The 15,415-nt window shown below is 76.1% G+C and carries 11 protein-coding genes; 5 read left to right on the top strand and 6 right to left on the bottom strand.

The genetic code is table 11. The features are described from left to right. The first annotated feature begins 40 nt into the window (after positions 1-40). Positions 41-715 (top strand): thiamine phosphate synthase, encoded by a 675-nt coding sequence (gene thiE, locus ACVGV0_RS01735; protein WP_459158090.1) that lies wholly within the window; start codon positions 41-43, stop codon positions 713-715. Between the two features lie 4 nt (positions 716-719). On the opposite strand, the gene ACVGV0_RS01730 is transcribed toward thiE, so the two are convergent. Continuing rightward, complete coding sequence (locus tag ACVGV0_RS01730; protein ID WP_459158089.1) at positions 720-2,396, bottom strand: hypothetical protein; 1,677 nt, start codon at positions 2,394-2,396, stop codon at positions 720-722. 358 nt (positions 2,397-2,754) lie between these two features. Next, complete coding sequence (locus ACVGV0_RS01725; protein ID WP_459158088.1) at positions 2,755-3,510, bottom strand: GntR family transcriptional regulator; 756 nt, start codon at positions 3,508-3,510, stop codon at positions 2,755-2,757. Between the two features lie 173 nt (positions 3,511-3,683). Here ACVGV0_RS01725 and ACVGV0_RS01720 point away from each other — a divergent pair, with 173 nt between their 5' ends. Both ACVGV0_RS01720 and ACVGV0_RS01715 read left to right on the top strand, forming a co-directional pair. After that, entirely contained in the window at positions 3,684-4,733 is a 1,050-nt protein-coding gene (locus ACVGV0_RS01720) for an SIS domain-containing protein (RefSeq protein WP_459158087.1), read from the top strand. Between the two features lie 149 nt (positions 4,734-4,882). Further along, positions 4,883-5,884 carry an N-acetylglucosamine kinase gene (locus tag ACVGV0_RS01715; RefSeq protein WP_459158086.1) on the top strand — a complete coding sequence of 334 codons (1,002 nt, stop codon included), beginning with the start codon at positions 4,883-4,885 and terminating at the stop codon, positions 5,882-5,884. 107 nt (positions 5,885-5,991) lie between these two features. On the opposite strand, the gene ACVGV0_RS01710 is transcribed toward ACVGV0_RS01715, so the two are convergent. From ACVGV0_RS01710 to ACVGV0_RS01700, 3 genes are all read right to left on the bottom strand, one after another. Then, positions 5,992-6,657: a DUF3159 domain-containing protein gene (locus ACVGV0_RS01710; RefSeq protein WP_459158085.1), complete on the bottom strand. Its 666-nt coding sequence runs from the start codon at positions 6,655-6,657 to the stop codon at positions 5,992-5,994. Between the two features lie 134 nt (positions 6,658-6,791). After that, complete coding sequence (locus ACVGV0_RS01705; RefSeq protein WP_459158084.1) at positions 6,792-7,529, bottom strand: ESX secretion-associated protein EspG; 738 nt, start codon at positions 7,527-7,529, stop codon at positions 6,792-6,794. A 34-nt stretch (positions 7,530-7,563) separates the two neighbouring features. Then, positions 7,564-7,824 (bottom strand): hypothetical protein, encoded by a 261-nt coding sequence (locus ACVGV0_RS01700; RefSeq protein WP_459158083.1) that lies wholly within the window; start codon positions 7,822-7,824, stop codon positions 7,564-7,566. Positions 7,825-9,976: 2,152 nt separating this feature from the next. Here ACVGV0_RS01700 and ACVGV0_RS01695 point away from each other — a divergent pair. Next, entirely contained in the window at positions 9,977-10,837 is an 861-nt protein-coding gene (locus ACVGV0_RS01695) for an SGNH/GDSL hydrolase family protein (RefSeq protein ID WP_459158082.1), read from the top strand. A gap of 325 nt (positions 10,838-11,162) precedes the next feature. On the opposite strand, the gene ACVGV0_RS01690 is transcribed toward ACVGV0_RS01695, so the two are convergent. Next, positions 11,163-14,036, bottom strand: a complete 2,874-nt coding sequence (locus ACVGV0_RS01690; protein WP_459158081.1) for an AfsR/SARP family transcriptional regulator — start codon at positions 14,034-14,036, stop codon at positions 11,163-11,165. A gap of 317 nt (positions 14,037-14,353) precedes the next feature. Here ACVGV0_RS01690 and ACVGV0_RS01685 point away from each other — a divergent pair, with 317 nt between their 5' ends. Next, positions 14,354-15,388 carry an ADP-ribosylglycohydrolase family protein gene (locus ACVGV0_RS01685; RefSeq protein WP_459158080.1) on the top strand — a complete coding sequence of 345 codons (1,035 nt, stop codon included), beginning with the start codon at positions 14,354-14,356 and terminating at the stop codon, positions 15,386-15,388. Positions 15,389-15,415 lie beyond the last annotated feature (27 nt).

The raw sequence follows: 15,415 nt of genomic DNA, 5'->3' as shown, positions 1-15,415 counted from the left end.
GCAGGGCGCACCGCGGACGTCAGTCGTTACGCTGTGCGGCATGCCCGGATACGACGGATTCGGTATTCGCGCCCGGTTGGACGAGGCCCGGCTGTACCTGTGCACCGACGCGCGCTCGGAGCGCGGGGACCTCGCCGAGTTCGCCGACGCCGCCCTCTCCGGCGGCGTCGACATCATCCAGCTGCGCGACAAGGACGAGAACGGGGCACCGCTGGAAGCGCGGCACGAGCTCGACGCCCTGGAGGTCCTCGCGGACGCGTGCGTGCGGCACGACCGCCTGCTGGCGGTGAACGACCGGGCCGACCTGGCGCTCGCGGCCGAGGCCGACGTGCTGCACCTCGGGCAGGACGACCTGCCGGTGCAGCAAGCCCGGCGCATCCTCGGCGAGCACGTAGCGCTCGGCCGGTCCACGCACGACCTCGCCCAGGCGGACGCGGCGGCGACCGAACCCGGCGTGGACTACTTCTGCACCGGGCCGGTGTGGACCACGCCGACCAAACCGGGCCGCCAGGCCGCGGGGCTGGAGCTCGTGCAGCACGCCTCCGAGCACCACGGGCACGGCCGCCCCTGGTTCGCCATCGGCGGCATCGACGAGGGCAACCTCGACGAGGTGATCGCGGCGGGCGCGCAGCGCGTCGTCGTCGTGCGCGCGATCACCGAAGCCGAGGACCCGGCGGCCGCCGCCCGCGAGATGCGCTACCGGCTGAGCGGGTAGCGCCTCAACCCCCGTCCGGGGCGGTCTCCCCGCTCGGCCCGTCCAGGACGCCGCCGAGCGGTGCGGTCTCCGTCCCGCCGGTCGGCCCCTGCTGGGGCTGTTCGGTCGGGCCCGGGGCGGTCGTGGTGGTCCCACCGCCCGCGGACTCCCCCGGCTGCTGGCCGGTGGGTGCGGGCTCGGATGTTCCCGTGGTCTCCGGCGCTCCCGTGGTCTCCGGTGCGGTCGGCTCCCCGGTCTCCGTCGGCGCCGGTTCCGACGTGGACGGCTGCGGGGCCCGCTGCTCGGAGGGGCCGCTCGGGTCGGCCGGCTGCGGCCGGAACGCGCGCCCGACCGTCGTGCCGCCGTCGCCCCCGGACAGCGGCGAACCGGTGAGCGCCTCGTACCCGGTGACGACGAGCATGCCGAGCACGAAGATCACCAGGCTGGTGATCCCGAACGTGATCCACCGCAGCGGGAAACGCCGCCCGGACGCCGGGGCGACCGCTCCGCCGGGCTGCCGGGCGCTGCGGTGCCCCTCCTCCCCGCGGAGGGGTTCGGCCGTGCCGGTCCCGGCCCCGCCGGCTGCGGCGGGGTCAGCTGCGGCACCGCGGGCTTCCCGCTGGTGGGAGGGCCGCTGGCCCGCGGCCTGCTCCGCCCGCCGTTCGTCGGGACGCCGCACCGGTCCGTCCCCGGTGCGGTGCGTCGGCGCCGCACCGGGGAACGGGGCTGTCCGTCCCTCCGGCGCGGGCTGGGCTGCCCCCCTCCGGATCGCTCCCTCCTGCGCGGTTCCCTCGGCGGGGACCGCTCGGGGGGAGGAAGCCGCGGGCCGCGCCTCCTGGGGGACGAACCGGGTGCCGTCCCAGCGCAGGCTGCGCACCGCGTCGTCGCGGGTGACGCGCGCGGTGCGGTCGACCGCCCGGTCCTGCCGGCCACCGGACGAGCGGCAGGTGCGCTGCTCCGGGTCGGTGTCGACGACGCGTTCGCCACCGGGCCAGACGGCGCCGCGGGCGGCCTCGTTCCCCCGCGTCGCCTCTTCGTGCGCTCCCCCGGACGGTGCACCGTTCCGCCGCGGAGCCGGGTTCCCCTGCGGCAGCTCCGGGGAGTTCCGCTGCGCTGCGGCCGCTGCCGCGCTGGCCGCCGGCGTGCCGGCCGCAGGCTCGTTGGCCACGGGCGTGCTGGCGCCGATCGCGTTGGTCCCGGGCTCACTGGCCGCTGCCGCGCCGGCCGCCGGCTCGTTGGCCGCGGGCGCGCTGGCCCCGATCGCGTTGGTCCCGGGCTCACTGGCCGCGGGCGCGCCGGCCGCGGGCTCGTTGGCCGCCGGCTCGTTGGCCGCGGGCGTTCCGGCCGCAGGCGTCGCGCTCCGGCGCGCTGACGGGTCGACCACGGTGGTGCGGGCGACGCGGTTGCGCTTCTCGGCCGCCCGGCTCGCCGCGACCTTCGCCTTCTCCCGGCCCTTCTCCAGGGAACGCTGGTACAGCGCTCCTCCCACGGTGATGACCACGCTGGTCAGCCCGGCGCCGACGAACGTGCCGGCGACTCCCAGCCGAGAACCGAGGAACGCTGCCGTGACCGAGGCGAGCGCACCTCCGGTCACCTGAGCCGGGGAGACGTCGGACAGCAGCGTGCGGTTGCCGCCGTCCTGGTCGTCCCCGTTGCTCGCAGCGCTGCTCCGCCCCTCGGCGCGTTCGTCCCTGCCGCTCACATGCTCCCCCCACGCGCGCTCCCGGGTTCCTTCTCCGCTCACACAACGGGCGCCGACCTGGGATTTCTCCCGATCATGGGCGATGCGTGAGTACTCCCACGGGCGGCTAACACGCTGGGCTGAACAGACGAAGGGAAGGCGAACGCGCTCCGTGCGCAGCACGCAGCTCTCGTGATCGCGCAACGCTCGTGGCTGCGCAGCGCAACCCCCTTCGGCGCAGATTGGAACTATTCCAGAGAGCACAATTTTCATGAAAATTGTGCCCTGTCCCCACGCCACTGGGGGACGAATGATCCCCACGCGATCGTGGTGCATCGGGGAACGAGGCCTCGTCAGGGCGGGTCCGAGGTGCGCGGCCTCATTCGGGCGGGTTGATGCGGGTGACGAACTTGTACCGGTCCCCGCGGTAGATCGACCGCACCCATTCCACCGGTCGCCCTCCCGCGTCGAAGGAGTGCCGGGACAGCAGCAGCATCGGCAGGCCGACGTCGGAGCCGAGCATCTCCGCCTCCTCCGGACTGGACAGCGCGGTCTCGATGGTCTCCTCGGCGTGGCCGAAGCTGACCGCGTACCGCTCCCGCAGCACCTGGTACAGCGAGGCGCCCTGCTCGAGGGGCTCGGCGATGCCGGGGAACCGGGGCAGCGGCAGGTGGGTCGTCTCGATCGCCATCGGTTCGCCGTCGGCCAGCCGCAGCCGCCGCAGCCGCAGCACCTGCGAGCGCGGGTCGGTGTCCAGCAGCCGCGCGAGTTCCGCCTCCGCGGGGAGTTCCAGCACTTCCAGCAGCTTCGAGGCGGGCTGGCGCCCCTGGGCGCGCATGTCCTCGGTGTAGCTCGACAGCTGGAGGCGCTGGGCGACCTTGGGCGTGGCCACGAACGTCCCCTTGCCCTGCACCCGCAGCAGCCGCCCCTCGACGGTGAGCTCGGCCAGCGCCTGCCGGACCGTGGTGCGCGAGACGTCGAACCTCGAGGCGAGGGAGCGCTCGGTGGGGATGGGCGTGCCCGCGGGCATGGCCCGCAGCATGTCGAGCAGGTGCTGCTTCAGCCCCCAGTACTTCGGTTCCCGCTGCTGCCGCCCGGGGACGTCGGCGTCCCCGCCCGGGCCCGCTTCGACCATGGTCCCTCCAACTCGCCGGCCGCGCTGCTCGTGGCCGGGAATTCTGCCACGCGACGGTCGCACTGCCCGCCCAGCAGCGCAGCGGCCCGGTGTCATAGCGCTGCCCGGAGTGCGGGTACCCGCAGGGCGCACCAGGTAGGATTGGTCTAGACCGACGTCGGAAGGACCACGCGATGAGCGAGCCCGCCCCAGCGCCAGGCCACCACATGCGCACCGAGATCTCCGAGCAGCCGGACGTCTTCACCGCGCTGCTCGAGCACCGGGCGGACATCGCCGAGGTGGCCGCGGAGATCCGGCAGCGCCGCCCCCGCTTCGCGCTGCTGGCGGCGCGGGGTTCCAGCGACCACGCCGCGCAGTACGCGAAGTACCTGGTCGAAGTGCTGCTGCAGATCCCCGTGGGGTTGGCGTCGCCGTCGACGACCACGCTCTACGGCGCCGAACCCGACCTCACCGACGTGCTGCTGATCTCGGTCAGCCAGAGCGGCAGTTCGCCCGACCTGGTGGAGGTCACCGAATCCGGCCGGCGCCAGGGCGCCACCACCGTGGCCGTGACCAACACGTCCGAGTCCGCGCTGGACGAGGCGGCCGAGTTCGGCGCGCACATCCGCGCGGGCAGCGAGAACGCCGTGGCCGCCACCAAGACCTACACGGCCACGCTGTTCGCGCTGTACCTGCTCATCGACGCCCTCCGCGGTGGCGGCGGCGAATCCGCGGCCGAGATCCCCAGGCTGGCCCGCCAGGCCCTCGACGAGACCACCGGTGCGGTGGACGCGATGGTGCAGCGCTACCGGTTCGCCGAGCACCTCGTCACCACCGGGCGCGGCTACTCCTCGGCGACCGCCTCCGAAGCGGCGCTGAAGCTCGCCGAGACGAGCTACCTGCCCGCCCGCGCCTACAGCGGCGCCGACCTGCTGCACGGCCCGGTGGCCGCGATCGATCCGGAAACGGCCGTGCTGGCGCTGTGCAGCCGCGGCAACGGCGGCGAGGCGATGCGCGACGTCGTCGAGGCGGTGCACGCGCGCGGCGCGGACGTCTGCGCGCTCGGGTCCGCCGCCGAGTCCGTCCCCGCGACGACGCGGGTCGTGCTGCCGGAGACGGCCGAGGAACTCGCGCCCGTGCTCGAGGCGCTGCCGGTGCAGCGCTTCGCGCTGGAGCTGGCCGTCGCCCGCGGCGAGGACCCGGACCAGCCACGCGGCCTGCGGAAGGTCACCCGGACCCGCTGACGCGCCGCCCGGCGGCACCGGGCCCGGCACCGAGCACAATGGACGCGAAGGCCCGCCTCACCGAGGGGGGCGGGGCGAGGCGGGCAAGGCCAGCGTACGCCGAGCCGGGCCACCCGCAACCGATGGGGCGGCGCGCCCGGGGAGGACCGATGAGCACGACGACGCTGGTGCTCGGCATGGACATCGGGGGCACCGCCACCCGGGCGGTGCTCGCCGACCTGGACGGCCGCGTCCGCGGCACCGGCAGCGCCGGGGGCGGCAACCCGCACTCCCACCCGCTCGACACCGCCCTGGGCAACATCGGCGCGGCCGCGCGCGCCGCGCTCGGCTCCGCCGAGACCTCCGCCGTGGGCGCGGTCGTGCTCGGTCTCGCCGGATCGACCGTGCTCACCAGCGGCGACACCGCCGAGCAACTGCACCGGACGTGCGCCGAGCTGGGGCTGCGCTGCGACGTCGCGGTGCTCACCGACTACGAGGTCGCCTTCGCCGCGGGCACCCCGGCGCCGCGCGGTGCGGTGCTCATCGCCGGAACCGGTGCGGTGGCCGCACGCGTCGAGCAGCACCGCGCCGCGGCCACCGCCGGCGGGCACGGTTGGCTGCTGGGCGACGAGGGCTCGGCGTTCTGGATCGGCCGCGAGGCCGTGCGGGTGACGCTGCACGCGCTCGACGCCGGATCCCCGCTCGGCGCGCTGGGGCGTTCGGTGCTGCGCGCGCTCGGCGCCGCTCCCGGCACCGAGGCCGCACCGGGGAGCGCGGCCGCTTCCGCCGCGGTGGCCGCGGTGCACGCGGCACCGCCGATCCGGCTGGCCGAGCTCGCCCCGCTGGTCACCGATGCCGTCGCGGAGGACGCGGCCGCGCGGGACCTCGTCGACCGCGCCGCCCGCGCGCTCGCGGACACGGCCCGGCTGGTCGCTCCGGCCGCGACCGACCTGGTGCTCGCCGGCGGGCTCACCGGCCCGGACAACCCGGTGGGCGCGGCCCTGCGCGCGGAGCTCGCCGAACCCGGCGGCCCCGTGCTGCGCACCGCCGGTTCCGGCGCGGCAGGCGCGGCCTGGCTCGCCGCGCACCGCACGTCCGCGGCCGAGCGGGCCGACCTGCCCGCGCTGCACCGCCGCCTGGTGGGAGGGACCGCGGAGCGGCTGACGTCGTGACCCCGCGGGGAACGGGGCGGCCTGCGCCTGGGAGGAGCGGCTCCGCGGCCTGCCCCCGCCGCCTCGCGGGCCCCGCTCGCAGCGGAGGAGGTTCCGGCGCGGAGTTCTCACGCGGCAGCGGGGTCGCGCGGGTGGCGCACCCCCGGGTGCTCCGCGGGCAGCGCCCTGCGCAGCACCCACCAGCTCGCGACCACGCACAGCGCGACCAGCGGCCAGGTCAGCACCGCCTGCGCGACGGTCAGCGCCACGACGTGGTTCATCATCCACAGCGGGATGAACACGAGCAGGCGCACGGCGTACTGGCCGACCCACACGAAACTGGCCAGGCCGTAGGCGCGGCGCAGGTCGGGATCGCGCCGCCACCGCCTGCCCTGGCCCAGCACCGCGCCGACCACGACCCCGAGCAGCGGCCACCGGAGCGCGATGCTCGCCATCCAGACCAGCGCGCTGGCCGCGTTGCTGACCAGGCGGACCAGGAAGAAGTCCACGGCCTCCCCGGTGTGCAGCGCGATGAGCGCGCCGCAGCACACGGCGAGCATGCTCACCAGCACCGCCAGCGGGCGCGCCCCGCGCTTGAGCCGCCACGCCCCGATCACGGCACCCGCGAGGATCGCCAGACCGCTGCCGACGGCGATCGACTCACCGCCGAGGAACCAGCCGAGGCCGAACACCAGCGGGGGAACGCTCGCGTCGAGCGCGCTGGTGCGGTTGCCGAGCAGCCGCGTCAGCGAATCGGGGGTCTCCTCCGGTGGATGGGTCCGCTGCCGCTGCACGTCCCCCAGCCTGCCTTACCGCGGACGCGTGACGCACATGAGGATCGGTCACACCTCACGACCCCTCCGGACGCGGCCTGCGCATCGCCGCGTCCGGGCGGCGCCGCGGAGCCCCGCCCCCGGCGGTTCCGGAGTCATCCCAGCGCAACCCCGGAATCGGTGTGCTGCACCAGCCCGGCGAGGTGCTCGGCGAGCCGGTGGCGATCGGCGGGTTCGGCCTCGACGACGTCGGCCTGACCGCGCTCCCCCCGCAGCGCGTAGCGCCCCCGGGCCGTGTCGAACCAGATCACGTTGCCCGCGCGGCGGCGCTGCCCCCGGTCGTCCCCGCTGGTCACCAGGAAGTGCCCGAGCCGCGTCTTCGGCGCCGCGGTGAGCGCGCTCAGCGGCCCGAGCCCCTCGATGTCCTCGTCGGCGGGCACGCCCCGGGAGCGGTCGGCGACCGCGCGCGCCCGCTCCCCCGGACCCGCGGGCGCGTCCGGCAGCAGCTCGACGCACGCCCACGGCACGCGTTCCGGGTCGATGAAGGTCATCCGCAGCCCCCGCGGGCCGAGCACCCCGACCAACCCCACCTCACCGGTGGCGACCACGCGCGCGGCGAGCCGCTGCCCGCGGGAGGCGTCGAGCAGCCCGGCGGCGGCGACGGTGATCTCCGCGCCGGAGAGGAGGTAGAGCGCGTCCTCCACCTCCGGCTCGGTCCGGCCCTGGCGGGCGAAGCCGCCGCGCTCCAACTCCTCCCACACGCGCGGGCGCGCTCGCGCGCGTTCCTCCTCCCCGCCGCGCGGCACGTCGAAGGGGTACTGCCGCACAGCCAGCTCCAACTGCTCGGCCAGCACGTCCACGGCGGGGATGGACAGGGTGATGGTGTCGACCATGGAAGGTCCCGCTCCGTCGAAGGTTCGAGGCTGTCTAGAAATCGCGGTAGCCGGGGGGCGCTTCTCCCAGCACGGGGGGAGCGGCCAGGCGGCTCTCCCCGCCGTCCTCGTCGAAGGGCTCATCGGCCTCCACCAGGAACTGCGGCACGGCCCCCTCGGCCTCCTCCGGCCGGTACCCGGAACCGCTGCGGAACTCGACGGATCCCCTGCGCTCCTCCGCGGGTTCCTCGCCGCTCCACAGCACCGGATCGCGCGGCGAGGGCCCCGCCGCGGCGGGCACCGCGGAGGAACCCATGGGGCCGAAACCGCCGTCGCCGCGCGGGGTGAACCGCTGCGCACGCGCCGGTGATTTCTGCTGCGCCGAACGCCGCTCGCCGTCCTCACCGGCGGAGCCGTCCTCCCCGGCGGAGCCGTCCTCCCCGGCGGGTGAGGCGCCCCGGGAGGAGCGCTCCCCGGCGACCTGCTGGTCGGCACCGGGAGCGGGCCGCCCGCGCCCGGTGCCCCCGGAAGACGCGGGCTGCTCGGGGCTCCCGGGCTGCTCGGGGCTCCCGGGCTGACCGGGGGGTGCCGCCTGCCCTGGGGGACCTGCCGGTCCGGGCCCGGCCGGCGGCGGCCCCGTCGCGGGCCGGGGCGGTGCCGGATGCGCTCCCCCGTGCTGCGGCGTGGCCGGGGACGGCTGCCCGCCGCGCTGCGCAGGCTCCGGTCGCTGCCGCTCCGCGGGCCGGGGTGGTGCCGCCGCGGCGCCGCCCGGGGGTGAAGTCGGCCCCTGCTCCTGCGCATGCGGCTGCCCCTGGGCGGGGCCGGGCACCGGCGCCTCCCCCTGCGACGGGACGTGCGGCGCCGCCCCGGGGGATCCGGGGTGCGGCGGAGCGTGCGGCGGGGCGGGTGTTCCCGGCGGTGTCCCCGGACCACCGGGCGCGCGGTGCTCCGAGCCGGGCTGGCCGGGTGAGCCGGGCTGCGGTGCGTTCGGCGGTGCGTCCGGGCGCGCCCCGGCGGGACCCCCCGGAGGAGGTGGGCCCGCGGGCTGCCCCGGCGGCGGTGTGCCGGGAGCGGGGGCGGTGCCGGGCTGCGGAACCGACGGCGGCGGCCCGGCCGGGGGCTGGGCGCCGGGGTGGTGCCCGGAGGCCGGTTCCGCGGGAGGCACGGGAGCCTCCGCAGCGGGATCGGGCGGAGGCGCCGCCGGCAGCACTCCGTTCAGGTGCGCAGCACCTCCGGACCCGCCCGCTCCGGCGGGTCCCGGGGCGCCACCGCGGTCCGCTTCCCCCGCGGAGGCGGGGATTTCCCCGTGCTCCGGGGCGGCACCGTGCTCCGGGATTTCCCCGAACGTCGGGGCGGCGCCGTGCTCCGGGGCGGCTTCCTCGTCCCGGCCCCCGTTCGGCTCAGCCGCGTGCTCCGGGCCCGCCGCGGGAACGGCGGGCTGCACTCGGGTGTGCGCCTCGCCCTCCTCGGGGTGTTCCGCAGCCGGGGGGTGTTCCGCAGCCGGTGAACGCCCGGCCGGGTCGCGCCCCGTCCCGTCCGGGCGACTCCCGTCCGATCGGCCGAACGGGGCGTCCCGGTCCTCCCCCGCCGGGCGGTCGGGTCCCTCCGGCAGGGCACCCGCGAAACCGGCCGGGCGCGCCCCGCCGCCGGATGCGCCGCCCTCGGGCGAACCGCCACCGGGCGCTCCCCCGCCGGGGGCCTCCCCGCCGGGCACGCCCGCGGGCGGGGTCAGGTCCCCGGCCAGCGCGGTGACCCCCTCGGCCGGTGCGTCCCCGGAGCGGGCCGGGGCAGCGGCCCGCTGCTCCCGGTCGAACCGCTCCGGTAACCGCTCGATCCGCTCCCACAGCGCGAACGGGTGCTGCTCGGCGGCGAGGGAGGTGAATTCGGCGGTCTGGTCCAGCCGCACCGGCTCGCGCGGCCCTCGGTCCGCGGGAGCCGGGGACGCTCCGGGATGCTCTGCCGACGTCACGATTCCCCCAGCTGGTCACTGCAGTCCGAACGTCCGCGAGCTCGCCGCGGACGCGTGAAACAGGTTGCGCGGGGCATCGACGCGCACGGACGTCGTGTTACCAGCACGCGGCCAACCCCCTTCGATTTCGGATTTGTCGCCGCCGCAGGACGGTAGCAGTTGATCAGGCGCCACACGGGCGATTCCGCACAACGCCCCCCGATCACGGGCGCGGGCCGACGACACGCCGGGCGATCACGTGAACAGCGCCACTGGAGAAGACCTCGCAAAACGAACTCCCTGGACACGAAGCCTCCATTGCTGAACTCAGCGGTGCAGTTAGTCCGGTGAACGGAACCGACGGTGGCGTAGGTCCGCGCCGCAGCGGCAACGTGGATCAGCCAGCCGCCGACTCCGGCGCGGCACGCGCGAACCGCCGGACCACCCGGCGCTCGCCGCCAGCTCCCACGCGCGACCCCGGGCCGGCGCGAACCGAGGAACGAGATGGAAAGGCAGTGCGATGGCTGATGCCCCCGAGCGCGGCGACTCACCGAGCAGCGCGCCCACCGAATCCGAGCGGCCGCACGTCCCGGCGGACTCCGGATCCTCCGGGAGGGCGCCCTGGAGCGCGTTCCTCGCCGTGGGTGACAGCTTCACGGAGGGACTCCAGGACGTCGACGAGTCCGGCGACGTGCGCGGCTGGGCCGACCGCCTCGCCGGGCACCTCGCGGAGCGCAACCCGGGCCTGCGCTACGCGAACCTCGCCGTGCGCGGCAAGCTGATCTCCCAGATCATCGCCGACCAGGTCCCGCGGGCCACCGAACTGGGCGCCGACCTCATCGCGTTCAACGCGGGCGGCAACGACATCATCCGCCCCGGTTGCGACCCGGACGAGACCGCCGCGCAGTTCGAAGCGGCCGTGCGGCAGCTGCGCTCCACCGGCGCGGACGTGCTCATCGGAACCGGTTTCGACACCCGCGGAACCCCGGTGCTCAGCGCGGTGCGCGGCAAGGTCGGCACGTACAACTCGCACCTGCGCGCGATCGCCGACGCGCACGGCTGCCACGTCCTCGACCTGTGGTCGATGCACGTGCTGCGGGACCCGCGGGCGTGGAGCGAGGACCGGTTGCACCTGTCCGCCGAAGGCCACCGGCGCGTGGCGCTGCGGGCGTGCGAAGCGCTGGGGGTCCCGGTCGCGGAGGACTGGCGCGCGGAGTGGCCGCCGATGCCGGAGCAGCCGTGGAGCGCGCAGCGGGCCGAGGACCTGCGCTGGGCGTGGGAGCACCTGGTGCCGTGGATCGGCCGCCGGCTGCGGGGCCGCTCCAGCGGGGACGGGCGGCGCGCGAAGCGGCCGCGCTACGAGCCGTACCTGCGGGTCTGAGAACGCCGGCGGCGCAGCGGGGTCCCGCTGGTCGACGCGCCTGGGCCGGAGCCCCGGGACGAAGCACGGCCCCGGCCGCACGGGTTCGGCGCAACGCCGAGCCCGTGCGGCACGTCCGGTCGTGACCGGGTGTGCGAGCCGGGGCCGCACCCACCCCCATCGTCCGGGCGAACCCGAATCACACCGCACCCGGGGCGCGGCCCGGACGCGGCCGGGCGACACTCCCCCCTCTGGATCCCCCAGAGCCACCCGGGCGCGGTTCGGCCTGGCCGAACCGCGTGGTGATCACGTTCGCAACGGGTACTCACCACGCACTAATCGCTCACTAAACGCGCCGGTGATCGGTGTCGTCCGGCCCGCTGAAGCGCGCGAGCCGCGCGCGCACCTCCCGCCCCATCGGGGACCCGCCGGTGTCGAAGACGATCAGCGCCGTGTTCCACCGGGTGCGGGCGACGGAGGCGTCCCCGCGGTGCCAGGCCACGTCGCCGAGCCCCACGTGCGCCGCGGCCTGCCGCATCGCCGAACCGCAGCGCAGCGCCACTTCGAGGGCCTCGCTGTGATAGCGCTCGCCCTCCTCGAGCCGGCAGAGCTCGATGTGCACCTCGCCGCAGTTGTTCAGCACCATCGCCAGGGTCTCCAGGTCGTCCATCTCCCGGTAGAGCTCCTCGGCCTCGCGCAGGTGCCGCAGCGCCAGCTCGGGCCGGCCCGCGGCCTGCTCCACCTGCGCGAGGTTGTTCAGCGCGCCCGCCCCGAAGTACCGGTCCAGCTGCTCGCAGCGTCCCTCCAGCGCCGCGCGGCAGTGCTCCCGCGCCTGCTCGTGCCGGCCGAGGCGGATGAGCACGCTCGCCAGGTTCACCCGCGCCATGGCCAACCACGAGGAGTTCGCGGCCCCCTCGGCCACCCGGTAGGACTCGCGGTAGTGCTCCAGCGCCGCCTCCGGGTCGCCCGAACGCGAGTGGGCCACCCCGAGGCCGGCGGACATGAGCACCTCGCCCTCCGTCTCGCCCGCGCTGCGCGCGGCCCGCAGTCCGATCCGGTAGAGGGCGATCCAGTCCTCCCAGGGGCAGCGGACCATCAGGTAGTTGAACTGCATCCGCACCAGCCGCCACGCCAGCTCGCAGAACCCCGCGTCGGCGGCCCGCCGCACGAGCGCGACCAGGTTCGACCACTCCGCGTCGAACCACCCCAGCGCGTCCGCGCGATCGGCCAGCTGCGGCCGCTCCACCGCCGCCCGCTCGGCGAACCGCAGCTCGTCGCGCGCCGGCCGCAGGTAGCGCCGCGCGTGGTCGGACACGGCCAGGTAGTAGTGCACCAGCCGGCGCAGCGCCTCGACGCGCTCGTCCCGCTCCGCGGCGGCGTCGCACTCCTCCGCGGGCAGCGGTTCGGCCTCCCGGGCGTAGACGCGCAGCAGGTCGTGCATGCCGAACCGGTCCGGTTCGCTCTCGCCGACCAGGTGCGCCCGCCCCAGCGCGCGCAGCGCGTAGCGCGCCTGGCCCAGGTCGGTGCCGCACAGCGCGGCCGCGGCGAACGCGCTCACCGAGGGCCCCGGCACCTGGCCGAGCAACCGGAACGTCCGCGCCAGCGGCGCGGGCAGGCTGCGGTAGGACACGTCGAACGCGCCGCGCACGCTCGTCTCCCCGTCATCGGTGTCGAGCACGCGCAGCCGGTTGCGCTCGTCGGCGAGCTCCTCGACGACCCCGGCCGCGCCGCCACCCGGGTCGGCCTGCACCCGCGCGGCCGCGATCCGCAGCGCCAGCGGCAGGCCACCGCACAGCTCGGCCAGCCGGGTCGCAGCGGCGTCCGCCGCCACGTCCCCGGCGTGCGCGAGCACCTCCACCGCGGCGGGAGCGGGCAGCGTCTCCAGGGGGAACACCCGCGCCCCGCCGCGCACCACGAGCCCGTCGAGCCTGCGGCGGCTGGTCACCACCACGGCCGAGGCCGAGTTCCCGGGCAGCAGCGGCCGCACCTGCTCCGAGTCGCGCGCGTTGTCCAGCACGAGCAGCACCTGCCGCTCGGCCAGCATCGACCGGTACAGCGCGGTGCGGTCGTCCAGGTCCACCGGGATCGCGTCCGGAGCCATGCCCAGGGCCTTGAGCACGCTCGTCAGCGCTTCGCCCGCGGCCAGCGGCGGGCGCTCCGGGTCGAACCCGCGCAGCGGCACGTGCAGCTGGCCGTCCGGGAAGGCGTGCGCCGCGCGCCGCCCCCAGTGCACGGCCAGCGCGCTCTTGCCCACGCCCGCGGTTCCGGTGATCACGGCGATCGGGCTGACCGCGCGCGTCCCGGAGGCGTCGAGCATGCCGTCCAGCTCGGCGATCTCCTCGTCGCGGCCGACGAAGCCGGCCGGGGCGGGCGGGAGCTCCGCCGGAACGGGCCTGCGGTGCGCGGTCTGCGCGCGCTGCCGCGGACCGAGCAGCGCCGCGTCGTCGCGCAGCATGCGCTCGTAGAGGTCGCGCACCTCCGGGCCGGGGTCGATGCCCAGTTCCTGGGACAGCCGGATCCGCAGCGCGTGGAAGCAGTTCTGCGCCTGGGCGCGCTGGCCGCAGCGGTAGTGGGCGAGCATGAGCTGGGTGGCGAGCCGCTCGCGCAGCGGGTGCCGCGCGACGAGGGCGGGCAGTTCGCGCACCAGCTGGGCGTGGCGCCCCAGTTCGAGGTCGGCGGCGGCGCGCTCCTCCAGCGCGGCCAGCCGCAGTTCCTCGGCCTGCGGGGCGGTGGTGCGCCCGAGGGGGGTCTCGGCGAGGTCGGCGAGCACGGGCCCGCGCCACAGCCGCAGCGCCGCCGCTAGCGAGCGCGAGCGCTCCTCCAGCTGCAGGCCGTGCGCCTGGTCGATGAGCGCGCGGGCGCGGTGCAGGTCGATGCGGCCGGGGTCGACGTGCAGCGCGTAGCCGGGCGCGCGGGTGGCCAGGCGCGGCGGGTCGGCGTCCGCGGCGGGGGTGCTGAACAGCCTGCGCAGGCGGGAGACGCAGCCCTGCACGATCGTGCGCGCGGTGGCGGGCGGTTCCTCGCCCCAGAGCATGCTGATGAGGCGTTCGACGGGCACCACCTGGTTGGGTTCGAGCAGCAGCGCCGCCAGCACGAGCCGCTGGTTGGCGCTGCCGACGGTCTGCGCCGCGCCGTCGACGAGCACTTCGACCGGTCCGAGCAGGCGGAATGCGAATCCGCTGCGCGCGCTCGGGTTGCTGGTGTCCAGTGGCGCCGTCATGCCGAAAACCGATCCCTGTTCCGCGTCCGCCCGGAGCGCCGCTCCGCCGCCCCCACGACCCGCCTCCGCGCACGGCGGCGGGGCCGTCACACGTTAACCACTGCGCGCGGGGAACCCCGTGATCTCCCGGCGCGTGTCACCCGAACAGATCTCACGGGAGCGGACATCCAGGGGCGGATCTGGCATACATCGCATCTGCGACAGCCCCTGGCGCGCGCCCTCATTCCCCGAAAGGGTGATAAGAATCCGAGTAGAGTCGGAGAGCGTCGATCGCCCCGGGCGCCGCCTCGAGCAGTGTGGAAGGAGAACCGCACCCCGTGTCCACGACGTCCGCAGTGGTCGACCGCGCCGTCGGGTGCCTGCTCGGCGGCGCCCTCGGCGACGCCCTCGGCACGCCGGTCGAGTTCGCCCAGCTCGCCGACATCCGCCACGAGCACGGCCCGCAGGGCGTCACCGAACCACCCGCGCAGGCCCTGCTCGGCGACGCGGCGCAGATGACGCTGTTCACCGGCGAGGGCTACCTCCACGCGTGGACGCTGGGGCACAACGGCGGCGGCTGGCAACCGGTGGACCTCGTCGCGGCCGCCTACCGGCGGTGGCTCACCACCCAGCAGGACGAGCGGCCGCAGCCCGGGGTCACCGGCCTGCTCGCCGAGTCCGCCCTCTACGCCAACCGCGCCCCCGGTCTGACCAGCCTGCGCGCGCTGCAGGAACCGGCGCTCGGCACGCCCGACCAGCCGCGGAACACCTCGCAGGGCTGCGGTGGGGTCGATCGCGCGGCGCCCGCCGGGTTCGCCCCCAGCTCCGAGCTCTGCTACCAGCTCGCCACCCACTTCGCCGCGCTCACCCACGGCGGCGTCGGCGGCTGGGCCCCCGCGGGCGCGCTCGCGCTCACCGTGCACCTGCTCGCCGTGCAGGGGCGCTCCCTGTCCGCCGCCGCCGACCAGGCCGCGGGGCGGGTGCTGCGCGAGGACCAGCCCACCGCGCACGCGCTCGCCGAAGCCGCCACGCTGGCCCGGCTCGGCGCGAGCACCGGGCACATCGAACGGCTCGGCCAGGGGTGGATCGGCCCCGAGGCGCTGGCCATCGGCGCGTACTGCGCGCTGGCGCTGCCCAAGCCCGAGCAGTTCACCGACGCGCTGCGGCTGGCCGCCAACCACTCCGGCCACAGCGACTCCACCGCCGCGATCACCGGCTTCCTGCTCGGAGCGCGCCACGGCACCGACGTGCTGCCCCGGCAGTGGCTCGCGCGGCTGGAGCTCGCCGACGTCATCGAGCGCATCGGGCACGACCTCGGCAAGTCCTGCACCGGGGAAGGCTTCAACGAGCGCCGCTACCTGTCGTTGAGCTGACCCGCCGAGCTCCACGACCGCGGCAGA

It is taken from the genome of Salinifilum ghardaiensis (assembly GCF_054491345.1).
The sequence above is the reverse complement of the archived record's forward strand: the minus strand, read 5'-3'. Positions and strand labels throughout refer to the sequence as shown.